The sequence below is a fragment of the Brevundimonas sp. KH_060 genome, from assembly GCF_057838275.1.
On sequence record NZ_CM174463.1, the window covers coordinates 2,111,058 to 2,133,758 of the forward strand.

25 protein-coding genes are annotated in these 22,701 nt (G+C 68.9%); 16 read left to right on the top strand and 9 right to left on the bottom strand.

Annotated features, from left to right (window positions below; translation table 11 throughout):
- Nucleotide 1: 1 nt before the first annotated feature.
- The 7 genes from AC3IPP_RS10390 to AC3IPP_RS10420 form a co-directional block, all read right to left on the bottom strand.
- On the bottom strand, nt 2–931 hold the full coding sequence (locus tag AC3IPP_RS10390; protein ID WP_087140549.1) for a dihydrodipicolinate synthase family protein: 930 nt from the start codon (nt 929–931) through the stop codon (nt 2–4).
- 73 nt (nt 932–1,004) lie between these two features.
- Nucleotides 1,005–2,444: an aldehyde dehydrogenase family protein gene (locus AC3IPP_RS10395; RefSeq protein WP_489148939.1), complete on the bottom strand. Its 1,440-nt coding sequence runs from the start codon at nt 2,442–2,444 to the stop codon at nt 1,005–1,007.
- Between the two features lie 49 nt (nt 2,445–2,493).
- A complete protein-coding gene (locus AC3IPP_RS10400; protein ID WP_489148940.1) occupies nt 2,494–3,522 on the bottom strand; it encodes an Ldh family oxidoreductase in 1,029 nt (342 codons plus the stop codon).
- 279 nt (nt 3,523–3,801) lie between these two features.
- On the bottom strand, nt 3,802–4,560 hold the full coding sequence (locus AC3IPP_RS10405) for a DUF6683 family protein (protein ID WP_489148941.1): 759 nt from the start codon (nt 4,558–4,560) through the stop codon (nt 3,802–3,804).
- Nucleotides 4,561–4,657: 97 nt separating this feature from the next.
- Nucleotides 4,658–5,320, bottom strand: a complete 663-nt coding sequence (locus AC3IPP_RS10410) for a hypothetical protein (RefSeq protein ID WP_087140545.1) — start codon at nt 5,318–5,320, stop codon at nt 4,658–4,660.
- Between the two features lie 88 nt (nt 5,321–5,408).
- Nucleotides 5,409–5,807: a flagellar biosynthetic protein FliO gene (locus tag AC3IPP_RS10415; RefSeq protein WP_489148942.1), complete on the bottom strand. Its 399-nt coding sequence runs from the start codon at nt 5,805–5,807 to the stop codon at nt 5,409–5,411.
- Nucleotides 5,804–7,015 (bottom strand): EscU/YscU/HrcU family type III secretion system export apparatus switch protein, encoded by a 1,212-nt coding sequence (locus AC3IPP_RS10420; protein WP_489148943.1) that lies wholly within the window; start codon nt 7,013–7,015, stop codon nt 5,804–5,806. Before AC3IPP_RS10420 ends, AC3IPP_RS10415 begins: the two co-directional genes overlap by 4 nt.
- 491 nt (nt 7,016–7,506) lie before the next feature.
- Here AC3IPP_RS10420 and AC3IPP_RS10425 point away from each other — a divergent pair, with 491 nt between their 5' ends.
- The 12 genes from AC3IPP_RS10425 to AC3IPP_RS10480 are packed head-to-tail and all read left to right on the top strand — an operon-like array spanning nt 7,507 to nt 18,265.
- Entirely contained in the window at nt 7,507–8,001 is a 495-nt protein-coding gene (locus tag AC3IPP_RS10425) for a lytic transglycosylase domain-containing protein (protein ID WP_489148944.1), read from the top strand.
- Between the two features lie 53 nt (nt 8,002–8,054).
- Nucleotides 8,055–10,079 (top strand): FHIPEP family type III secretion protein, encoded by a 2,025-nt coding sequence (locus AC3IPP_RS10430; protein WP_489148945.1) that lies wholly within the window; start codon nt 8,055–8,057, stop codon nt 10,077–10,079.
- A 15-nt stretch (nt 10,080–10,094) separates the two neighbouring features.
- Nucleotides 10,095–12,014: a type III secretion system outer membrane ring subunit SctC gene (sctC, locus tag AC3IPP_RS10435; protein WP_489148946.1), complete on the top strand. Its 1,920-nt coding sequence runs from the start codon at nt 10,095–10,097 to the stop codon at nt 12,012–12,014.
- A gap of 6 nt (nt 12,015–12,020) precedes the next feature.
- Nucleotides 12,021–13,178, top strand: coding sequence for a SctD/MshK family protein (locus AC3IPP_RS10440; RefSeq protein WP_489148947.1), 1,158 nt, complete (start codon nt 12,021–12,023; stop codon nt 13,176–13,178).
- A gap of 24 nt (nt 13,179–13,202) precedes the next feature.
- Nucleotides 13,203–13,511: a hypothetical protein gene (locus AC3IPP_RS10445; RefSeq protein WP_489148948.1), complete on the top strand. Its 309-nt coding sequence runs from the start codon at nt 13,203–13,205 to the stop codon at nt 13,509–13,511.
- A gap of 26 nt (nt 13,512–13,537) precedes the next feature.
- Nucleotides 13,538–13,936 (top strand): hypothetical protein, encoded by a 399-nt coding sequence (locus tag AC3IPP_RS10450; RefSeq protein ID WP_313416746.1) that lies wholly within the window; start codon nt 13,538–13,540, stop codon nt 13,934–13,936.
- A gap of 11 nt (nt 13,937–13,947) precedes the next feature.
- Complete coding sequence (sctJ, locus tag AC3IPP_RS10455) at nt 13,948–14,670, top strand: type III secretion system inner membrane ring lipoprotein SctJ (protein ID WP_003164555.1); 723 nt, start codon at nt 13,948–13,950, stop codon at nt 14,668–14,670.
- Nucleotides 14,667–15,203: a hypothetical protein gene (locus AC3IPP_RS10460; protein ID WP_489148949.1), complete on the top strand. Its 537-nt coding sequence runs from the start codon at nt 14,667–14,669 to the stop codon at nt 15,201–15,203. Before sctJ ends, AC3IPP_RS10460 begins: the two co-directional genes overlap by 4 nt.
- The gene (locus tag AC3IPP_RS10465; RefSeq protein ID WP_489148950.1) at nt 15,200–15,811 is read left to right on the top strand and encodes a FliH/SctL family protein; all 612 of its coding nucleotides are present in this window, start codon (nt 15,200–15,202) and stop codon (nt 15,809–15,811) included. Before AC3IPP_RS10460 ends, AC3IPP_RS10465 begins: the two co-directional genes overlap by 4 nt.
- Nucleotides 15,808–17,127 carry a FliI/YscN family ATPase gene (locus AC3IPP_RS10470; protein WP_489148951.1) on the top strand — a complete coding sequence of 440 codons (1,320 nt, stop codon included), beginning with the start codon at nt 15,808–15,810 and terminating at the stop codon, nt 17,125–17,127. Before AC3IPP_RS10465 ends, AC3IPP_RS10470 begins: the two co-directional genes overlap by 4 nt.
- Complete coding sequence (locus AC3IPP_RS10475; RefSeq protein ID WP_489148952.1) at nt 17,124–17,621, top strand: hypothetical protein; 498 nt, start codon at nt 17,124–17,126, stop codon at nt 17,619–17,621. Before AC3IPP_RS10470 ends, AC3IPP_RS10475 begins: the two co-directional genes overlap by 4 nt.
- Entirely contained in the window at nt 17,621–18,265 is a 645-nt protein-coding gene (locus tag AC3IPP_RS10480) for a hypothetical protein (RefSeq protein ID WP_489148953.1), read from the top strand. Before AC3IPP_RS10475 ends, AC3IPP_RS10480 begins: the two co-directional genes overlap by 1 nt.
- Before the next feature lie 9 nt (nt 18,266–18,274).
- Here AC3IPP_RS10480 and AC3IPP_RS10485 read toward each other — a convergent pair whose 3' ends face one another.
- Complete coding sequence (locus tag AC3IPP_RS10485; RefSeq protein WP_087139963.1) at nt 18,275–18,937, bottom strand: hypothetical protein; 663 nt, start codon at nt 18,935–18,937, stop codon at nt 18,275–18,277.
- 18 nt (nt 18,938–18,955) lie between these two features.
- Nucleotides 18,956–19,198 carry a hypothetical protein gene (locus AC3IPP_RS10490; protein ID WP_087139965.1) on the bottom strand — a complete coding sequence of 81 codons (243 nt, stop codon included), beginning with the start codon at nt 19,196–19,198 and terminating at the stop codon, nt 18,956–18,958.
- Between the two features lie 110 nt (nt 19,199–19,308).
- Here AC3IPP_RS10490 and AC3IPP_RS10495 point away from each other — a divergent pair, with 110 nt between their 5' ends.
- From AC3IPP_RS10495 to sctR, 4 genes are read left to right on the top strand one after another with little or no spacing between them, the layout of a single operon-like run.
- Complete coding sequence (locus AC3IPP_RS10495) at nt 19,309–20,409, top strand: sensor histidine kinase (protein ID WP_489148954.1); 1,101 nt, start codon at nt 19,309–19,311, stop codon at nt 20,407–20,409.
- A complete protein-coding gene (locus AC3IPP_RS10500; RefSeq protein WP_489148955.1) occupies nt 20,406–21,065 on the top strand; it encodes a response regulator transcription factor in 660 nt (219 codons plus the stop codon). The genes AC3IPP_RS10495 and AC3IPP_RS10500 overlap by 4 nt, the downstream gene beginning before the upstream one ends.
- Before the next feature lie 2 nt (nt 21,066–21,067).
- Entirely contained in the window at nt 21,068–22,039 is a 972-nt protein-coding gene (locus tag AC3IPP_RS10505) for a FliM/FliN family flagellar motor switch protein (protein WP_489148956.1), read from the top strand.
- A 1-nt stretch (nt 22,040) separates the two neighbouring features.
- Nucleotides 22,041–22,700, top strand: coding sequence for a type III secretion system export apparatus subunit SctR (gene sctR, locus AC3IPP_RS10510; RefSeq protein WP_087139973.1), 660 nt, complete (start codon nt 22,041–22,043; stop codon nt 22,698–22,700).
- The last annotated feature ends 1 nt before the right edge of the window (nt 22,701 follow it).

Sequence of the window (22,701 nt, forward strand, 5' to 3'; positions counted from 1 at the left end):
ATCAGACGATCTTCACGGCCTTGCCCGAGCCGATCGGGCGCGTTTCCGCCGCCTTCTCGACCATGGCGATGACCTCGGCCCGACGGGCGCCCGCCAGCGGCATGCGTGGCATACGAACCCGCTCGCTGCCCCGGCCCATGATCATTTCAGACAGCTTGATCGACTGAACCAGATCCGAAACCGAATCCAGGTGCAGCAGGGGCATGAACCAGCGATAGATCTCCAGCGCGCGGGCGATGTCGCCGTCCTTGACCGCCTTGACCAGGGCGACCGACTCTTCAGGGAAGGCGTTTGTCAGACCCGAGACCCAGCCCTTGGCGCCCAGGATCAGGCCTTCCAGCGCCACATCGTCCAGGCCGACCATGACCGAATAGCGGTCGCCCAATTCGTTGAAGATGTCGGTGATGCGCCGCGAATCCGGGGCGCTTTCCTTCAGGGCCACGATGTTCGGCACATCCGACAGGCGACGCAGGTCGTCGTTGTTCAGCGTCTGCCGATACATCAGCGGGTTGTTGTAGAGCATGTTGGGCAGGCCGCTGGCCGCCGCCACGGCGCGGAAGTGCGCCTCCAGCTCCGCCTGCGTCGGCACATAGACCATGGCGGGCAACACCATCAGGGCGTCGATGCCGATATTCTCGGCGTCCTTGGCGTAGCGTTCGGCCCGCGCCGTTGTCAGTTCGCTGACCCCGGTGATGATCGGCACGCGGCCGTCGGCGACTTCGACCGCCGCCTTCAGCACGGCGCGCTTCTCTTCCGGCTCCAGCGAGTTGTTCTCGCCGACCGTGCCCATGACGATGATGCCGTCGACGCCGTCCTTGATCAGACCGTCCAGCACCTTCTGGGTGGCGTCCAGGTCGACCGCCAGCGCCTCATCGAATTGCGTGGTCGCCGCCGGGATCACCCCGGTCCAGTCCAACTTCGCCCCAGCCATACGCTACTCCTCCTAAAGCAGATTTATTTTCGTATACGATATCTGATCTGGAGTTAAGTCAAGCGAAGTTCGCCTATCCGGCGCTGTAACTGGTCTTGGTCAGGGTGAAGAAATCGGCCGCCGCAAAGCCCTGCTCGCGCGAGCCGTAGGACGAGGCCTTCGTGCCGCCGAACGGCACATGATAATCGACCCCCGCGGTGGCCAGATTGACCATGGTCATGCCCGCCTTGGCGCGGCGCTGGAAATCACGCGCGTGCTTCAGCGACTGGGTGACGATGCCCGCCGACAGGCCGAACTCGACGCCATTGGCGACGGCCAGCGCCTCTTCATAATCCTTGACCCGGATGGTCGAGGCGACCGGGCCGAACACCTCTTCATTGTTGATCCGCATGGCCGGATCGGTGTCGGCGATCAGGGTCGGTTCGACATACCAGCCGGGCGCCTCGCGGTTCAGGCGACCGCCGCCGGTGACGACGCGCCCGCCCTCGGACGCAGCGATGTCGATGTAGCGATAGGAGGTCTCGCGCTGGGCCTCGCTGACCGCCGGGCCGACCTGAGTGTCGGGATCGAGCGCATTGCCGACGCGCAGGGCGGCGACCTTCTCGGTCAACGCCGCCACGAAGCGGTCGTGGATGCCATCCTGCACGATCAGTCGGCTGGAGGCCGTGCACCGCTGCCCCGTGGCGAAGAAGCTGCCGTCCAGCGCGATGTTCACCGCGCGGTCCAGATCGGCGTCGTCCAGCACGATCAACGGGTTCTTGCCGCCCATTTCCAGTTGCACCCGCGCCTGACGCGCCGCGGCCCCGGCGGCGACGCCCGCGCCGACGCCTTGCGAACCGGTGAAGCTGACGCCCGCCACATCCTTGTGGTCGACGATGGCCTGCCCCACCCGGCCGCCCCCGATGACCAGATTCAGCACGCCCTTGGGCAGTCCCGCCTCATGCAGGATGGCCACTAGGGCCTCGGCCGTGGCCGGGGTATGGCTGGCGGGCTTGATCACCACCGTATTGCCGAAGGCCAGCGCCGGCGCCGCCTTCCATGCCGGAATGGCGATAGGGAAGTTCCACGGCGTGATCAGGCCGAACACGCCCACCGGCTGACGATAGGTCTGAATCTCCACCCCCGGCCGAGTCGAGGCCAGGTTCTGACCATGCAGGCGCAGGGCCTCCCCGGCGAAGTATTTCAGGATGCGGGCCGCGCGCGCCGTCTCGCCAATGCCCTCGGCAAGGGTCTTGCCTTCTTCGCGCGACAGCAGGCGGCCGACCGCCTCGCGCCGCTCCATCAGCAGCGTCCCGGCCCGGTCCAGCACGTCCGAGCGCACCTCGGGCGAGGCGCCCGCCCAGCCGTCGAACGCCGCCGAGGCCGCCGCCACCGCCTCATCGACCTCGGCCGCGCCGCCCTCGGGCGTCAACGCCACGACCTCGCGCGTGTCGGACGGGTTCAGGCTCTCGACCGTTCCGGCCCCCCGGCGCTCGCCGTTGATCCAGTGGCTCAGTTCGATGGTCGCGGTCATGGCGTGTCTTTCGTCCGTGCGTCGGTATCGTCAGAAGATAGGAAAGAAGTCAGAAGCCCAGGGCTTGAATCTGATCATAAAGCACCTTGGGCGTGCGCACCCCATGCTTCAGACTGCGCGTCCGCGCTTCATAGCGCCGCTGCGACGGCAGACGCGCGCCCTGATCGGCGAAGGCGGCGAACAGGGCCTCAGCCCGCGCGGCGTTCGCCTCGACATCGCCGCCGCCCATGATGGTCGGATCAAAGGCCAGGATCAGTTCGCCATGCATGGGCGCCGCCTTGGCGCCGCCGTCAAAGGCCATCGACTCGCGGCTGGTCAGGTCGCCGATCAACGGCCCCGCCATCAGCTCGATCATCGTCGACAGGGCCGAGCCTTTATGTCCGCCGAAGGTCAGCATGGCCCCGTCCAGCGCCGCCCGCGCATTCGTCGTCGGCCGCCCTTCGGCGTCCACGCCCCAGCCCTCGGGTATCGGCTTTCCGGCGATGTCGTGCAGCGCCATGTCCCCGCGCGCGATCGCGCTGGTGGCGAAGTCGAAGACATAAGGATACGGCCCCGGACGCGGCCAGCCGAAGGCGATCGGATTGGTGCCCAACAGCCCCTTTTTACCGCCCGCCGGCGCCACCCATGAATGGCTGGGCGTCATGGCCAGCGCGGCCACGCCCATTTCAGTCAACTGCTCGATCTCGGGCCACAGGGCGGAGAAATGGAAGCAGTTGTTGATGACCAGCGCCGCCACCCCGACGGCCTTGGCCTTCTGCGCCAACAGCGGCGCCGCACGCTCGAACGCCAGCAGGGAATAGGCATGACGCGCATCGACCCGCACCAGAGCGGGCGACGCATCCTCGATCAGCGGCTCCGCATCCAGCGACAGCTTGCCCGAGCGGATCGTCATGACGCAGCCCGGCAGCCGGTAAAGCCCATGCGAGGCGCACTCGTCCCGCTCGCCCGCCGTGATGACGCGGGCCACCGCCTCGGCGTGCGCGACCGACAGCCCCGCCCCCGTCAGCACCCGCCGCGACAGGGCGAACACCTCGTCAATCGACAGGGCGACCGTCTCCTGGGCCTCAAACACGCTCACATCGCTCTCCCGACATTGAATCGTATACGATGCTGCCGGGATGCGCGAGAAACATCAAGGCCGATCAGCTCAGATCGGCTTCATCGCTCCACATCGTCGACCGACGCCTAGGAGAGTTCGCTCATGTTATTGTCGACCTCGCCGCCGCCTCATGGCCCAAAGCGCCAAAGCGGTCAGACCGGCGCCCGCCAAACCCGCGACGCCGAAAACCAACGCGCCCATAGGCGTCGCCGGCGGTTCAGTTGAAGGATTGGCCTCCGGGCTCTCGCCCTGCCCCTTTCAAGAAGCGGCTGTGAACCCGCTGCCGCCCAAACGCAATTGGCGCAGATCCACGTTCATCTCATTGCGAAACCGCGTCGTCGCCGCGCTCTGCAAACGACGCTGCATCGTCGCGTCATTGTCCCGCATGGCGTCTTCATAGGCGACGCTCTGAACGATGAAATTCAGGATCAAGACTTCAGCCATTTCCTGTTTCTGGGCGTTGTTGAGGCCGCTGAAGGCCGGGTTGCCGCCCATGATGTTTCGAACCTGAGCCTGCACGCCCTGAACCTGAGACCTGCTCACGGTTCGCACGTCGTTGGCGATCTGCCAGTTCAGCATCCAGTAGGCGGTCATGGCGTCCGCAACGTCGCCGCGACGCAGGCCGTATTGTGCGACGTGCCGCCCCCAACGGGCGAAGAAGTCCTGCTGATCCATCGCCGCCGCAATCCCCGGGCCGTCCCCGCCCGTCGAACCCACGAAGTCCGCGAACTGGCGCTTGACGCGCTGCGTGACCGCTGGCGACGACTGATAGGTCGTGCGGCCGGACGCGGCGGCGCGACGTTCCGATGCCGCCACGCCCGCAGCAACCCCGCCTCGCGACGAGGGGCGTGCATCAGACGACGACTCCATCATGTTGTCGCGCATGGCGGCGTGCATCTGGTTCATCGCGTCTGCCGTCGCGAAGCCCTGGAAGGCGTAGTCCTGAGCCTGAGTCTGAGACGCACAGAGCAGAACCGCTGCGACCGCTCCCGCCAGAAACACCTGCTTGCCGCTCATCTCCGCCTCTCCATCACTCTGAAAAACGCTCATTCCTCAAAAGCACAACGGCGGGCGAAGGTTTCGCCCGCCGTCCCACAAATCAGCCTTTTCGGCCTTAGCCCTGCTTGCGAGCCAGGGTCGAAGCGGATTCGCCGATCGACTTCAGGGCGTTGTTCAGGGCCTGGGACACGAAGTCCAACTCCTTGCCGACAGCCGTCATTTCGGCGGACAGGCTGCCCATCTTGGGCTTCTTCTTCTGGCTTTCGGCGTCGATCTTCTCGCCGATCTCGGCCATGCGCTCCATCTTGGCGTCCAAGACGCTGCCCAGAGCCAGGGCCAGACGCAGCATGAAGCTCTTGCCGTTCAGACCGCCGGGAACGGCGTTGCCTTCTTCATCGCGGCCGCCGGTGCGGGCCTTCTCCAGGGTCTTGTCGACCAGATCCTGAACGATGTCGTTCATTTGACGTTCGATGCCGCCAGCTTCGAAAGCGCCGCCGCCAGTGGCCTGAGCCAGACCGGCTGCAGATTCGCCGATGCTCTGGAAGGCGCCGCCCGTATTGCCCGTCGCCGCCGCGAAAGCGCCGATCGACAGATCGATCACCGACTGCGGCAGACCCAGAGCCTGACCGACCTGCTGCAGAACCTGCTGGCCGATGGACGACACGACCTGGGTCAGAGCCGCCTGGACCAGCGCCGAGGTGCCGCCCGTCGCAACCGCCAGGGCCGCCTGGCTGATGAGGCTGCCGATGTTGAAGCCGCCGCCGCCGATGCCGAACATGATCTTTCTCCGAATAAGTGTGCGTTTCCGGTTCGCCGGCCAGGCGCCTCGCCCGAAAACCCGACGACCTCACGAAACCACCCGTCCCCTATCCTCGGTAGTCAGGCCGTTCCCCAGCTAGGGACTTCCCTAGCCAGCGGCGCAGGCGCGGCGGAACACGGGAGGCGACAGCCGCCGTCTGGGCCCGCACGGCCTCGGCGCGGGCGGCGTCTTCGGCGATTTCCTCCGCCGTGCGAGCGCGCCGGTCCAGGACGCTGATCCCGCCCGCCGTGACGCCAAGCAGCAGCACCTCGTCGCGCCAGACCACCACCGTCGCCCGCTCGCGCGTTCCCAGCGGCAGCGAGCGGATGAAGCGGATCTCATCGCCGCTGGGCGCGCCGCTCTGGACCTTCTTCAACATGCGGATCGAGAAGAAGGCCAAACCCAGCACCAGGGCCAGGGCGACCAGAACGGTCAGGAAGTCCATCAGCAAGGCGAACGGCGTCATCGGGTCTCCGAGGCGGAAGCCACGCCGTCGTCCGGCATGGCGGGAAAGAGGGGGGCGCGGCGGGCGGAAGCGGATTCGGACTCGGCGTCGTCGCCCTGCCCTTCGCCTTCGTCCGTCAGGTCGACTGGGCCGAGCGTCTCGCCGCGCGCCGCTTCGTCGCGCAGACGGCGCGCCGTCAGGATCACTTCGGCGACGGCGGCGAACATGTCTTCGGGCACCACAGCCTCGACCGGCACCTGTTCGTGCAGGGCGCGGGCCAGGGGAACGTTGCGGATGATCGGCACCCCTTCGCGCTCGGCCATGCCGCGCATGGCGCGGGCGATCAGACCGTCGCCCTTGCCTGCCACCACGGGCACGACATGTTCGCCGGGATCATAGGCCAGGGACACGGCGATGTGGGTCGGGTTGACCACCAGAGCGGCGGCGCCACGCACCGATCCGACGGCGCTGGACTGCGCCCACTCCTGAGCCAGCTCACGGCGCCGCGCCTTGACCGTAGGGTCGCCCTCCATGTCCTTGGCTTCCTGGCGGATGTCGCGTCGGCTCATCCGCAGCCGCTTCATGAAGCTGAAGCGCTGATAGGCCGAATCCAGGATCGCGACGAAGACGAACACCACCAGCGTCCAGCCCAGCAGATGAAATCCCGCTGCGCCGAACGCGCCCAGCACCTCGCCCGGCTGGGCGGCGGGCAGACGCAGGATGCGGTCGAACTGACCGAACAGGATCAGCCCCGCCAGCCCCAGCAGCAGAGCCGTCTTCACCAGCGACTTGGCCACCTCGAACAGGTTGTCGGTGTTGAACATCCGCTTCAGCCCCTCGCCGGGGTTCAGATGATCCAGCTTGGGCGTCATCTTTTCGAGGGTGAAGACCGGCCCGGTCTGCAGGAACTCCATCAGCGACGCGAACAGGGCCACCGGCAGCAGCAACAGCGCCGTCAGATAGACGAACCGCCGCGCCGCCGACCAGGCGACCTGTTCGAAGGCGTCGCCGAACGGCTGATCCATCACGCGGAATACGTCGTCGAACAGAGCGGCGAAGTTCTCGAACACAGCCCCCGCCAGCATCAGGCCGATCAGCAGCCAAGCCAGCAGCACGGCCGTGGAGCCGACGTCCTTGCTCTTGGCGACATCACCTTTCTTGCGCGCGTCCTGAAGCCGTTTCGGTGTCGGCCGTTCTGTCTTGTCGCCGCCGTCGTTCTTCTCCGCCACGCGCGCTCCGCCTCATCGAACAGGTATGAAAAACATCAGAAACAAGCTTTGCCGAATACAGAAACGGCACAGCTTATGGTCAAGCTTATTCCTTATCCGCACCCTGACCACTTCAGAATAAAAACAAGCTAGGATTAACCCTACTGGCAGAAATTTTCATTCCCGATCTCGTTGACAACATTCATGAGCAATAATATCGCTGTCACACAAGATCGAAATTCACATAGCTTCGGGCGAAATGCGAAGTGAGACAATTTTGCTCGGTAACAAGCACAGTAATACTTATAATTACTGCATGGAATCACTCCGCAATTGCGGAAGACTGTAGCGCTACCTCGTCGCAGCTGGTCGCTTCAGCGGCTTCCGTCAGCCAGTTTTCCCTGGCGTTGGGAAGCGGAGCGTTCGGATCAGGGCCTTGCTCGACACACGCCCAGCGAGAGGCGCGGGCAGCCCAGCAACTACTGATCTACGACAATGAGTCGCCGACCGAGGTGATCGGTTCCTCGGAAATCGTTGTTTTTTACAAGTCGGGGAGTTTCACGGCCGACGCAGGACCGCATCGCAGCAGGCCGCCGCACGGCGATCTGATCACAGCAGCGGCGCGTGAACACGACATCGACCCAGCCCTGTTGCAGGCGATCATCAGCGTGGAATCCGCCGACAATCCCAACGCCCGATCACCCGTCGGCGCGCGCGGTCTGATGCAGGTGATGCCCGCCACCGGCCGCCGCTTCGGCGTCGCCGACGAGATGCGGCTGCACGAGCCGGAAACCAACATTCGCGCCGCCTCGCGCTACCTGAAAACCCTGCAGGGCATGTTCGGCAACGACCTGCGCCTGGTGCTGGCCGCCTACAACGCCGGCGAAGGCGCCGTGCAGCGTTACGGCCGCAACATCCCGCCCTACCGCGAGACCCAGGACTACGTCCGCAAGGTCATGGCTCGCTACGACCAGCTCCTCACCGCCCGCCGTTCCTCCTTCCGATAGTTCTCACCGATCTCCCGTTCGGCCTGATCCGCCGGCAGCCTCAAAGCGCGTCTATGTCCTTCGCCAGCCCGCTGAAACTGCTCAGTCCGCGCCACAACGGCGGAGGAGTCGGCCGCTACTCGGACCTGTTCCTGGTGGCGGGCGTGGCGGCGATCATCGCCATGATGATCATGCCCCTGCCGTCGCTGGCGATCGACGCCCTGGTGGCCATCAACATCAGCGCGGGCGTGGTGATGCTGCTGGTGTCGATCTACATCGCCTCGATCGTCGACATCTCGGTCTTCCCTAGCCTGCTGCTGATCACGACCCTGTTCCGGCTGGCCCTGTCGATCGCGACGACGCGGATGATCCTGCTGGAAGGCCACGCCGGGGCGATCATCAACACCTTCGGCAACATGGTGGCGGGCGGCAATCTGGTCGTCGGCCTGGTGGTCTTCCTGATCATCACCGTCGTGCAGTTCATCGTCATCGCCAAAGGCGCCGAGCGCGTGGCCGAGGTCGCCGCCCGCTTCAGCCTGGACGCCATGCCGGGCAAGCAGCTGTCGATCGATTCCGACCTGCGCTCGGGCCTGATCGACAAGGACGAGGCCAAGCGCCGTCGCCGCCTGCTCGAGATGGAGAGCAAGCTGAACGGCAATCTCGACGGCGCGATGAAGTTCGTGAAGGGCGACGCCATCGCCGGGATCATCATCGTGGTGATCAACCTGCTGGGCGGCCTGGCCGTGGGCATGTTGCAGAACGGCATGGATTTCGGCGCGGCGGTCCAGAAATACTCCATCCTGACCATCGGCGACGGCATGGTGATGCAGATCCCGGCCCTGCTGGCGGCCATGTCGGCGGGTCTGCTGGTGACGCGCGGCGGAGATTCCGAGACCGACGCTCACCTGGGCGCCTTGATGCACCGTCAGCTGTCGGCCCAGCCCAAGGTCTTCCTGGTCGCGGGCGGCATGTGCTGGCTGCTGGCCCTGGTGCCCGGCTTTCCGACCATTGTGTTCCTGCTGCTGGGCGCAGCGGCCATGACCGCCTCCATCATGATCGAGCCGCGCTGGCGCAAGTCCGCCGGGCGCAAGATGAGGGCTCTGACCGGCCGCTCGTCCGCAGAGACCGAAGGGCCGATCGCCTCGACCCAGACACGGCCGACCGAAGGCGCCGCCATGACGCCTCTGCTGCTGGAGATCGACGGCCGCGCCCTGCGCGCGACCGATCCCGAGCGACTGACCGCCGCCCTGGAGACCCTGCTGGACGAGTTCGAAGCCTCGCTGGGCGTGGCTCTGCCGCGCGTGACGGTGCGCTACGGCCCGGCTGAGGCGGCGGACCGCTGGCGGCTGATGGCGTTCGAGGCGCCCCTGGGCGCCGGCGATCCCGGCCCGGCCGAAGACGCGCTGGATGCGACCCTGGCCGGGGTGCGCGGGCTGCTGCGCCGCAACGCGGGGATGTTCATCGGCATCCAGGAGGCCTCGACCCTGCTGAACCGCGCCGGCGAGAGCTACCCCGAGGTGGTCAAGGAGGTCGCCCGCGCCCTGCCCCTGGCCCGCATCGCCGAGATCATGCGACGCCTGGCCGAGGAAGAGGTGCCGCTGCGCAACCTGCGCGACATCCTGGAATCCCTGGCCGACGCCGGTCAGCGCGAGAAGGATCCTCTGGCCCTGACCGAGTTCGCCCGCGTGGCCCTGCGTCGCCAGATCAGCCACCGTTACGCCCCTGACGGCGTGCTGAAGGCCGCCGTGCTGGAGCCCGCGCTGGAGAAGCACCTGCGCGAATCCATCCGCGTCGGCGGCGCCGGTCAGCAACTGGCGCTGGAGCCGGACATGGCCCGCCAGATCATCGAGGCCGTGCAGAAGACGGTGCGCGACACGGACGCTGACGCCGTGCTGGCCGCCATCGACCTTCGCCGTCACATCCGCAAGCTGGTCGAGCCCGAGTTGTTCGATACGCCCGCCCTGTCGTTCCACGAGCTGCTGCCCAGCCTGAAGCTCGAGATCGTCGGTCGGGTCGCCCTGCCTGACGTCGATGCGCCCGCCGCCGCGACGCCGACCGCCCCTTCCGCTCCCCCCGCCTCCACGGCCGCTGCGGCCTGAAACGACGGACCCTGCATGACGATCAAGACGCCGACCGCCCGCAAGAGCTTCAAGACCGCCCTCCTGGCCATGGCCTCCTTGGCCACGCTGCTCGGACTGTCCGCGCCCGCTGCGGCGGGCGAGCCGCCGATCGGCAACCAGACGCTGCAGATCGCCCCGCGCGAACAGCCGGTGGGTCAGTTCCTGCAAAGCTTCTTCGGCCAGCTAGGCATGCCGGTGATCATCAGCCCCAATCTGCGCGGCACGGTGAACGGCGCCTTCAGCGGTCCGGCGTCGACCATCTTCAGTCAGGTGGCGGACGCCTTCGATCTGGTGGCCTATTATGACGGCGGAGCGGTCTACATCTATCAGACCTCCGAGCTGACCAGCCAGTCGATCCCCGCCTCGCCGCAGATGCTGCGTCGCGTGCGCGCCACGGCCCAGGAAATGGGCCTGCTGGACAGCCGCAACACCCTGCAGCCCGCCGGACAGATGCTGGTCGCCAACGGCACCCGCCGCTTCATCCAGCAGATCGACGAGATCGCCCGCGCCGGCCCTGGCGCTCGCGCCGAAGCCGCCCAGCCGACCTACGAATACCGCGTCTTCACCCTGCGCTACGCCTGGGCTGACGACGTGACCTTCGAGACAGCCCAGAGCGAAGTCACCATTCCAGGCGTCGCCTCCATCCTGCGCGCCATGGTCAGCAACGACCCTAACGGCGCCGTCGCCCGCCGCATCGAGACGCGCCGCTCGCCGCGCGTCGGCGGCCTGCGCGGTCAGGGTCTGGCGTCGCAGGGCGCGGCGCAAAATAGCCTGATGGACGCCAGCTACGCCGAAGGCGGTTTCACTCCGACGCCGGACACGCTCGGTCTGGCGCTGGCCGACGAACAGATGGCGGGCGGCGCGCCGGTCCAGCACGCGCGCATCCAGGCCGACACGCGGCTGAACGCCGTCATCGTGCGCGACACGGCCGAGCGCATGGGGGCCTATGAGGCGCTGATCGCCGCCCTGGACAAGGAGCCGCAGCTTCTCGAAATCCAGGCCACCATCATCGACATCGACACCACCCGCGCCCGCCAGCTGGGCATCACCTGGCGCTTTGACGACGGACGCGGCGGGGTGTTGTTCGGCGACGGCACCCGCAACGACGACCGCCTGCGTCGGGGTCAGGACATCACCCCGCGCAACAACGGATTGGCCATCTCGACCATCATCGGCAACGGCGACTACTTCGTTTCGCGCATCACGGCGATGGAGGACGAGGGCGTCGCCCGCATCGTCTCGCGGCCGCAGATCGTCACCCTGTCGAACGTCCAGGCCCTGTTCGAGAACACCCGCAGCTTCTACGTCGGCCTGGAGGGCGAGCGGGACGTCGACCTCTACAACGTCACCGCCGGGACCACGCTGAAGGTCACGCCCCACGTCCTGCGCGACCAGAACCAGACCCGCATCCGGATGCAGATCCAGATCGAGGACGGCTCCCTGACCGACGCCGACGTCGATGATATTCCGGTCGTGCAGCGCGCGGCCCTGAACACCCAGGCCATGATCCTGGAAGGCCAGAGCCTGCTGCTGGGCGGCATGGTGGTGCAGCAGGACGTCAACGCCGTGACCAAGGTGCCGGTGCTGGGCGATATCCCGGCGCTGGGCCTGCTGTTCCGCCGCTCGGAGCGTTCAACCGGACGGATCGAGCGCCTGTTCCTGATCACCCCGCGCCTGGCGTCCATCGGCGAGGAGACGCCCGCGCCGCGCCTGGACTTCGGCGCCGACCCCGGCTCGCCGGAAGCGCAGCCCCTGCCCGCCGCCCCGGCCCTGCCCAAGGGCGGGCCACGCATGGGCTTCAACCAGGGCTCGGCGCCGAACGATCCCCTGCCCGCCCCGGCCGCCACGCCCGCCGTCGCCGTGCGTGAAGCGCCGCCGCCCGGTTTCACCCCCTATGAACCGGCCAAGGACTGATCCGCCATGCCCGCCGACGCCGTCGCCGCACCCGAGATCGAAAGCCTGGTCCTTCGCGTCCTGGCCGGACGCGTGCGCGGCGCCTCGGCGCCGTTGGAGCGGGGCCGCGTCATCGCCGTGGGCCATGACCTGGACGCCGACATCGTGCTGCGCGACGCCAGCGCCGAGGGGGTGCGGCTGACGCTGAAGGCGCGGGCGGACGCCGCCGACCTGGACCTGACGTCCGGGTCCGTGACCTTGCTGGGGCATGAGCTGACCGCCCCGGCCCAGGCCATCCTGCCCCTCTATCTGCCGCTGCTGATCGGCGACAACGCCGTCGCCATCGGCGAGGCCGAAAGCCCGCGCTGGAGCGAAGCCGAACGCATCCTGGCCGCCGCCCGCCCCTTGCCGGATGATGACGGTGATGAGGACGCAGACTCGGTCAACGACGGCCGCAACTGGCAGTATCTGCTGAACAACACCAACGCCCTGGTGTCGCGTTCGGCCAAGTTCGTTCCGATTTTGCTGATCGCCGTCGTCACCATCTCGGCCCTGTTCGCCATCAGCTCAGGCGTCCCCGCCTGGCCCAAGTCGCAGCCCAAGCCCGCCAAGGTCCAGGCCGTCCTGTCAGAGGAAGGCTTCGACAAGCTGGTCGTCACCAAGACCGAAGCCGGCGACCTGCGCATCGAGGGGATGCTGGCCTCGGACGCCGAACGCGTGCGTTTGCAACGCATCCTAGCCGCACGCGAATGGCGCCCCCGCCTGGAGCTTCAGACCCACGACGGCATCGCCCGTCAGGTCGAGGAGCTCTACCTCGCCAACGGCGTGAAGGCGGCCGCGCGCTCGGTCGGCGCGGGCATGGTGCGGCTAGACGTCACCGGCAGCGACCCGGACGAGGCCGCCCGCCTGGAGCGGCTGGCCATGGGCGAGATCAAGGGCCTGCGCCGCATCGACGTCAGCATGTTGCCCGGCGCCGACGAGGGCGGCCGCTTCGAGGACATTCAGCAAGGCGGCGGCAAGCGGGTGGTGTCGGTGATCGGCGGCGAGCGCGGCCACGTCACCACCGCCGACGGCGCCCGCTACTTCCCCGGCGCCGTCCTGCCGACCGGCCACCGCATCGTCTCGATCGAGGACACCCGCGTCCTGGTCGAGCGCAACGGCTCCCGTTCCGAACTCAACTTCTAACCCCAGCCCAAAAGGAGAATACCCATGTCATCCCAAAGTCTGAACGGCCTCGGCATGCTGGCCGTCTCGCCCAGCCTGAACAGCGAACGCGACAAGGCCCGCCCCGGCTCCTGGTTCGAGGCCATGGCCCATTCCTGGGGCCAGACCCTGGACGCCCAGGCCGGCCGCATCGTCGAACTGTCCGAACAGATCGGACCGGGCGGCGAGGACAAGCCCTCGACCATGGCCATGCTGACCGCCGAGTCGATGCGCATGAACTTCATGGCCAACTCCTCCTCCACCTCGACCGACTCCGTCGGCAAGGCGCTGGAGACCATGGCTCGCAAGAACTGAGCCCTTCATTTCAACAGGAGGGGCTCATGTCCTTCGAAGCTTCGGCCGCTGCAGCGGCCATGCCGCCCGAGATGCTGCAACCCCAGACGCAGCAGATCGACGTCGGTTACAACGCCACCCTCAGCCAGGCGGTGCAGTTCCAAAACCTGCTGCACGTCACGCCCCTGTCAGCCCCGGCGGCCCCGACCGAGCCCAACGGCGTCATGAAGACCATGATGGGCGCCCTGGAACAGGTGAACGGTCAGGCCTCGGACCTCGCCGCCCTGGCCCAGGCCGCCGAGGGCAAGGCCGGCGGCATGACGCCCGGCGAGATGGTCATGATGACCGTCCGCGCGCACGAGTTCATGTTCAACTGCCAGCTCACCTCCAACATGGCCAACCGCACCTCGGACGGCCTGCAGCAGCTGTTCCGGCAGCAGTCCTGAGGGAGGCGGCCATGCGAATCCGATCGCTCGCCGCCCTCGCGGGCGCGGCCCTCCTGCTCGCCGCCTGCGGCCAGCAGGAGCTTTACGGCGGCCTGACGGAACGCGACGCCAATGAAATGGTCGCCGTGCTCAAGGCTCAGGGGCTGGACGCCTCCAAGACCCGCGACGGCGACAACTGGGTGCTGAAGGCGGACCGCGGCGACTTCTCCCGCGCGGTCGCCCTGCTGCATGATCGCGGCTATCCGCGCCAGAACTTCGCCAGCATGGGCGAGGTCTTCCAGAAGGAAGGCTTCGTCTCCTCGCCGATGGAGCAGCGCATGCGCATGATGTACGCGCTGCAGCAGGAGTTGGGTCAGACCATCTCCTCCATCGACGGGGTGGTGCAGGCGCGCGTCCATATCGCCGTGCCGGAAAGCGACCCGCTGGCGCAGGAGAAACCGCCCTCCTCCGCCTCGGTCTTCATCAAGCACCGGCCCGACTACGACATCTCGGCCCAGACCGGCTCGATCAAGGCCCTGGTGGTCAACTCGATCGAGGGCCTGCCCTACGACAAGGTGACGGTCGTCGCCTTCCCGGCGTCCGAAGTCCTGACCCAGCCGCAGGCGCCGGCCGTCACCCAGCTCAGCCTGCCGCTGGGCGTGCTGATCCTGGGCGCGGCGGGGCTGGGCATCTACGGCCTCTATCGGCGGCCCAAACCGCGCGCCAAGGCAGACGCCAAGCGAGGCGAGGCTTGACGTCGGGCGCCGCCAGGACCGAACGCGCCGCCCTGTGGCGCCGGGCCCGCGCCCTGGACGGCGCGGACGACGCCGCGCGCTCGCCGCGTGCGCGCGCCCTGGCCCGCCGCCTGACGCCGCCGCGCGCGCCGATGGACTACGCCGCCATCCTCAAGGCGCCCGCCTGGTCCGCCCTGCCCCTGAACGAGCGCCGCCGTCTGGCCGCGACCTGCGGCGCCGTGCTGCTGGCCGAACGGCTGGCGGCTAGCATCGACGGACGGATGCTCGGCGTCGTCGGGCGCAGCATCGGCGAAGACGCGCTGGACGCCGTCCTGGCCCTGCCGCCCGCCCAACGACCTGAGACGCCGCCGGTCGGCGCGCTGGACGCCGAAGCGCTGGAAGGTCTGGGCGCCGCCGCCCTGCTGGCCGGTCTGGCGGGCGAGACGGCCCGGCGGTTGGCCGACGGCCTGGCCCCGCCCCTGCTGCGCCTCGACACAGACCAGGCCGAGACCGCGCGCCGTCTGGCCCTGCTCCTCTGCGGGGTCGCCGCATGAGCTTTCACCTGATCGCCGCCGCGCCCGACGCGGCCCTGCTGACCGACAGCCCCGTTATTCGCCGCGAGGAGCGCGCCGTCGTCGAGACGGCGGTGGAACTTCTGGCTCAGGCCCAGGCGCGGCTGGCCGAAGTCGAAGCCCATCGCGCTTCTGAGGGCGAGGCGGGCCGCGCCGACGGCTACGCCGCCGGCTATGAGGCCGGGCTGACCGCCGCCGCCCGCGACGTGGCTGAACGCGCCGCCCGTCTGCATCGCGAGATGGAGGCCGAACGCGAGCGTCTGCGTGAGACCGCCGGACGCCTGGCTCTGGACGTGGTGCGCCGCATCGCCGCCGAACTGGCGCCCGAGGCCGTGCTGGCGGCCCTGGCCGAGCGCGCGGTGAAGGACGTCTTGCCCGAGGCGCCGGTCGTGGTTCACGTCGCGCCCGACGGCGTCGGCGCCGTCTCGACCCGGCTGTGGCCCATCGGCGCGGCGATCGAGGTGCGGCCCGACGACGCCCTGGCCCCCGGCGACTGCGTCATCGAAACCGCAGCCGGACGCAGCCACGCCGGGCTTGAGGTCCAGCTCGCCGCCCTTGAACGCGCCTTTGAGCGAGGGCGCGCCGCATGAGCAACGATACCGTTGAACTACGCCTGCACGACGCCCTGCGCCGCGCTCGCACCCTGGACCGACGCGGGCGGGTGGTTCAGGCTTTCGGCACCACGGTGCGCGCCACCGGGCTGAACGCCCGCATCGGCCAGCAGGTCGAGATCCGCGACCCCGCCGGCGGCCCCGTGGTCAAGGCCGAGGTCGTGGGCCTGAGCGACGGCGCGGCCATACTGACGCCCCTGACCAGCCTCAACGGCCTCGGTCCCGAAGCCGAGGTCATCGCCGCCGACGACCGGACAGAAGTCCCCAGCGGCCCCGGCCTGCTGGGCCGGGTCATCGACGCCTTCGGCCGCCCGCTGGACGGCCTCGGCCCCATCGCGGGGCCGGTCGCCATGCGCGACGTCTATGCCGACGCGCCCAATCCGCTGGCCCGGCCGCCGATCAACGCCCTGTTCCCGACCGGCGTGCGCGCGGTCGATACCCTGCTGAGCGTCGGCGTGGGACAGAGGGTCGGCGTCTTCGCCATGGCCGGCGGCGGCAAGTCGACCCTGATGGGAATGTTCGCCCGCCACTGCGCCGCCGACGTCAACGTCATCGCCCTGATCGGCGAGCGCGGGCGCGAGGTGCGCGAGTTTCTCGACGACAGCCTGGGGCCGGAAGGTCTGGCCCGCTCGGTCGTGGTGGTCGCCACCTCCGACCGCCCGGCGATGGAGCGCGTCCGCGCCGCCCACGCCGCCACCGCCATCGCCGAAGGCTTCCGCGCCCAGGGCCTGCGCGTCATGCTGCAGATGGACTCCGTCACCCGCTTCGCCCGCGCGCTGCGCGAGATCGGCCTGTCGGTCGGCGAACCGGCCGTGCGACGCGGCTTTCCGCCGTCGGTCTTCGCCGAACTGCCCCGGCTGTTCGAACGGGCGGGCGCGATCGAGGGCGGCTCCATCACCGCCTTCTACACCGTGCTGATCGAGGACGAGGAAGGCGGCGACCCGATCGGCGAGGAGGTCCGCTCCATCCTGGACGGCCACGTCTATCTGTCGCGCAAGCTGGCGCAGGCGAACCACTATCCGGCCATCGATCCACTGACGAGCCTGAGCCGCGTCTTCCCGCGCGTGACCTCGCCCGAGCATCAAGCGGCGGCGGGCAAGGTCCGCGCCTGGCTGGCCAAATACGCAGAGATCGAGTTCCTGCTACAGATCGGCGAGTACAAGCCCGGCGGCGATCCCCTGGCCGACGAGGCCGTGCAGCGGATGCCCGCCCTTCGCGCCCTGTTGCAGCAGGGCGCGCATGAAGGCGTCGCGGCCGAAGCAGCCCTGACCCAGTTGGTAGAGGCGGCGTCATGAGCGGGCGAGACCGCATCACCCTGCTGCGGCGCCTGGCCCGACTGCGGGCGCAAAGGGTCGAGGCCGCGCGCCGACTGGTCGCCGTCGCCCAGGACGCCCTGGCGCGGGCGCAGACGGCGTTACAGGCACGCGAGGAATCCATCGCCGCCCTGGGCCGCCACATCGAAACCCTGGACGAATGGTTCGCCTCGGGCGCGGGCGGCGATGCGCGCCTGATCGAAGGCGCCCTGTCGCGACGCGGCCTGATCGCCGACCGTCGCGAGGCTGAGACGGAAGCCCACGCCGAGGACCAACGGGCGGTCGAGGCCGCCCAGACCGAACGGGATCAGGCTCTGCGGGTCCTGATGCGCGCCACGGCTCGCCACGACGCCGTCGACGGCCAACTACGCCGCGCCGTGGCCCAGCGCGCCGGGCGTCGAGAGGACCAGGAACAGCTCGATTTCGAGGAACGGGGCCGCCCGCGCCTGCAACTGCTTATGGGAGGCCGCGCCTGATGGCCAACGCCGTGAACAACTCCGCCCCCGCCCGGCCCACGCCCTCCGCGCGATCCGCCGGTCCCGCCTCCTCCGCCTGGAGCGGCGGCGCCTTCGAAGCTGCACTGGACCAGGCCGCTGCGCGGCGCCATGCGCTCGAATCGGGCGAGCGCCAGCCACGCGTCGCCCGCCGTGACGAGGATGCCGAACCCGTCCGCGACCGCCCCGACGACGCGCGTCGCGAAGAGACCAAGGCCGACGACAAGGCGGACAAGGCCGAGGGCCAGTTGAATGTCGCAGGCGCGACCGGCCTGAACGGCGTCCAGGGCGGCCCCGCCGCCGTCGCCGGCTACACCGGCGACGTCGAAGCCATGGCGTCGATGATGGAGAAGGCCTGGCTGGCCGCTCAGGCCGACGCCGCCAAGGGGATGCAGGTGCAGTTCACCGACCGGACCCTGGCCCTGGCCGGGTTCGGGGTCATGCGGCTGGCCGACGGCGGCCTGACGCTGCAACTGGCCGCGCACCAACGGCCGACGCCCGAGCTGGAGCGCGCGCTGGAGCTGATGCGTCGTCGGCTGGAGGCGCGCGGCGTGGTCGTGTCCGAGGTGCGCGTCGCCCCCGCCGATCCCGACAGCGAGCATCGCCCGCCGGACGGGGTGCGGTGAGCCATGATCTCAGCGCGGCGTGAAATCCCAGCGGCCCTGGTCGCGATCGGCGCGGGCGGCGTCCAGCACGGCGCGCGCCGTCTCGGCTGGAGCGCGGCCCGCCGCCAGCCCCTCGGCGGTCAACCGCACCAAACGGCGACTCTGGCGATTATGCAGTCCTTCGGTCGGGCTATCGGCGTCCGCCGCCAGCTTTCCAGCATAGAGGCGCGCCGCCTCGGGCGAGGTCTGGATCAGGGTCAGCACCAGGGCGGCCGCGCGCTCGAACGCCTCGTCCTCCAGCGGCTGACCCACCACGTCGCGGGTCAGCCAGACGCACAGGAACTCCAGCGGCCCCACGCTGCGGGCGTTGGTCATCAGCCCCCCGCCGGGACCGGACAGGCTCGAAAAGGCCGCCGCGCCCCAAGCCGGCAGGCGCGTGGCGGGCAGGCGATCGGTCGTCAGGGCGCGGGCCAGGGCGTCGGCGGCCAGACGCCGCGCCTCCTCGTCGCCGAAGCGCGCCACGGCGGCCAGCAGTTTGACAAAGCCGGGATAGAGCGCCTCGCCCAGACCGTCGCAGACGCGCTGCAGCACGGTGACGCGCGCATCGGGCGTCGACTGGCCATGCAAGCCGTCGATCAGGGCCTGGGCCGCGCCGGCCCAGTCGGGTTCAGCCTTGAGAACGAGATCGGTCACGATGACCGAGGCATAGCCTCAGCCGAAGCCGTTGTCGCGGGTTTCGGTCAGATGATCGGCGATGACGCGGGCGGCCACGTCCATGTCCAGCCGGTCCGACACCCGCACGCGCACATCGTCGCCGGCGAAGGCGGTGAAGTCGCCGAAGGCCTGACCGCCGCGACCGTGAGCCCGCGCTTCGGCGCCCAGCGGCGTCGAGGCCGACAGATCGCGCGACCAGACGCCGGACAGAGGCGCGTTGTCGGTGCGGATCGTGGTCATGGCGGTCTCCTCGACGTGGAACGCTCCACGCTAGGCCGCCAATCTAGGCGCATCGACGGGCCCTCGCCATGCGGGACTTCCCTAGCCGCCTGCGGACCGAAGGCGCGCCGATGACCGCCGCCCTTCGCCCGCTCGACGCGCTGCAATGGACCGACGCCGCCCTCTCAGCGCTGAACATCTGCGCCGCCGCCTTTGACGCGCGCGGCCTGACCTGGCGCTCCCCCGCCTTCGCCGCCGCCTTCCCCGAATGGCGCGAGGGCGAGGCCCTGCCGGTCGTCGAAGCTCGCCTGCCCGGCCTGTCCGAGGCGATCGCGGCGGCCCGGCGCGAGGGCGCCTCAGACGCCCTGATCGTCCAGCCGGGCGGCCGCCGGGTGCATGACGCTCGCCTGGCCCTGTCCGACGGCCTGGTCTTCTTGGAGCTGTCCGACGCCGCCGAGCGGCAGGAGGCCCAGCAGCGCCACCTGGCCGACCGCGAGGAGCTGCTGACCACCTCACGCGTGCTGTCGGTGGGCGAGATGGCCACCATGATCGCCCATGAACTGAACCAGCCGATCGGCTCCATTGCCAACATCCTGCGCGGGCTGAAGGCGCGGCTGCAACGCGGCGCCCTGACGCTTGAGACCGGCGCCGAGGCCCTGGAGCGCGCGACGGAACAGGCCCTCTACGCCTCGGGCGTCATCCAGCGCGTCCGCACCTTCGTCGATCAGCGCCAGCCCCAGGTGCAGCGGCTGGACCTGGCCCGCCTGGCCCGCAACACCCTGGATCTGCTGGACTGGGAGATCACCCGCGACCGGGTGACGGCGCGCGCCGCCACGCCGCCGGACCTGCCCGCCGTCCTGGGCGATCCGATCATGATCCAGCAGGTGCTGGTCAACCTGGCGCGTAACGCCCTGGACGCCATGCGCGGCGTCGATCTGCCCCGGCGCGAACTGACCATAGAGGCGCGCCATAGCCTGGACGCGCGCCAGATCGAACTGACCCTGACCGACACCGGGCCGGGCGTGCCGGAAGAAGCCACCGCCCGCGTCTTCTCGCCCTTCTTTAGCACCCGCAGCGGCGGCATGGGCGTCGGCCTGGGCATCTGCCGCTCGATCATCGAACTGCACCGCGGCCGCCTGTGGTTCACGCCGGGCGAGACGGGCGGCAGCGTCTTTCACATCGCCCTGCCGCTGGCCGCGGCCGAGACCCCGACCGAGGAGGCCCGCCCATGAGCGCCGTCGCAACACCGGCTGGCGGACCGTCCGGCCGCATCTGCCTGGTCGACGACCACGCCGAGTTCCGCCAGTCCGCCGCCTGGTGGCTGGAAAGCCTGGGCTATGAGGTCGAGTGCTGGGACGAACCGGCCGCCTTCCTCGAAGCCATGACGGAGCGCCCGGCCGAACCCGCCTGCTTCCTGCTGGACGTGCGGATGCCGGGGATGTCGGGGCTGGAGCTGATGGAGGCGGCGCGCGAGCGCGGACTGGATCAGCCGGTGATCTTCATGACCGGCCACGGCGACGTGCCCCTGGCGGTCGAGGCCATGCGGCGCGGCGCCGTCACCTTCCTGGAAAAGCCCTTTCAGGAGAAGGCGCTGGAAGAGGCCATCGCCCTGGCCTTCCGCACGACGCCATCAGAAACAGAAGCTGAAACAACTACTTCTCCGCTGTCCCTCGCCTATCAGGAAAGGTTATCTCGCCTGACCGCGCGCGAACGCGAGGTCATGGATCTGGTCGTGGCCGGTTCCTACAACAAGGTCATCGCCTATGACCTGGGCATCAGCCCCAAGACGGTCGAACTGCACCGCGCCCGCATCATGACCAAGATGGAGGCGCCGACCCTGACCCATCTGGTCCGCATGGCCGTGTCCGGCCAGGTCGAGGAGGCGTGAGCGTGGCCCTGGACGCCCTGCCCTCCTCGCTCGCGCCCGCGCGCCCGCCCCGGCTGGACGAGCCGACCGCACGCGCCCGCGCCGCCGTCGTCGCCGCCCTGGACGGTCTGACGCTGGACGAACTGCGCGTCAGCGTTCTGATCCCCGATCACGACGAGACCTTCGTCGGAGAGCAGGTCGTCTTCGCCACGTCGCACGGCGCCGTCCGCGTCGCACCCCTGACGATCGACGGCGCGGCCTTCGAGAACGGCGACCATGCCGCCCTGCTGGCCGCCGTCTCGACGCTGGAGCCGCTGCTGGCGGCGCTGGAAGACTCAGGCGCCGAATCGCTGACGCCTGTCAGCGTGCGTTCCGACATGTTCGATGCGGCGCACGTCGAGGTCCGCCTCAGCGACGGCGAACACCCATTGCACGAGGCGCGCCTGTCCCTGCCGCCCGCCCTGGCCCTGCGCCTGCGTCGTGTCGGCGATCAAGCGCCGGGGCTGAACCTGCCCCTGCCCGTCCGCCTGCTCATCGAGGGGCCGCGCCTGTCGCCTGACGATCTGTCGAGCCTGCGCGCAGGCGACATATTGCTGATCCCCGCTCAGGCCGGAGCCTGGTCCGCGCGCCTGTCGGTTCCCGGCGGGGCGGCCGTCGGCCTGTTCGACCCCGCGACCCGAAGCTTCACTCATCAACGCAAGGAAAGCCGCATGACCGAGGCCGCCGCCCCACCTGCCGAAAACGAGCATGGACTGACGCCGGGGGCCGACACGCCGATAGCCGTGACGGTCGATCTGGGCGAGACCGCCGCGCCGCTGAAGACGCTGACCGAACTGCGTCCCGGCGCCGTCCTGCCCCTGACCGGACTGGACGCCGAGATGCGCGTCACCCTGCGCAGCGCCGGCCAGGCCTTCGCGCGCGGCCGTCTGGTGTCCCTGGGCGAAGCCTACGCCGTGCTGATCGACGCCGTCGCCGACCCGAAGGAGACCGTCTGACATGGACCTGTCCCAGTTCTCGCCGGGTTCGGCGCTCGTCACCGTCATCCTGCTGGCGCTCGCGCCCTTCGTGGCGGTGATGGTGACGTCCTTCACCAAGATCGTGGTGGTGCTGTCCCTGCTGCGCAACGCCCTGGGCCTGCAGCAGGTGCCGCCGAACATCGTGCTGAACGGCATGGCGCTGATCCTGACGCTTTACGTCATGTTCCCGGTCGGCCAGCGCATGGCCGAGGCCACCAACCACATGCCGCCCACCGCCGCTCTCAGCGACACCCAGCAGTTGTTCGCCTACGCCGACAGCGCCAAGGAACCGCTGCGCGAGTTCCTGATCAAGCACTCGTCCGAGCGCGAGCGCGCCTTCTTCCTGCGCACAGCCCAGCGCATCTCCACCCCTGAAAAGCGCGCCGAGATCACCGCGCGGGACTTCCTGGTCGTCGTGCCCGCCTTCACCGTGTCGGAGCTGGCGACGGCCTTCCAGATCGGCTTCCTGATCTTCCTGCCCTTCCTGATCATAGACCTGGTGGTGTCCAACATATTGCTGGCGATGGGGATGATGATGCTGTCGCCGACCACAGTCTCCCTCCCGTTCAAACTGCTGTTGTTCGTGCTGATCGACGGATGGGTGAAGCTGTCCCACGGCCTTGTGCTCAGTTACGTCTAGG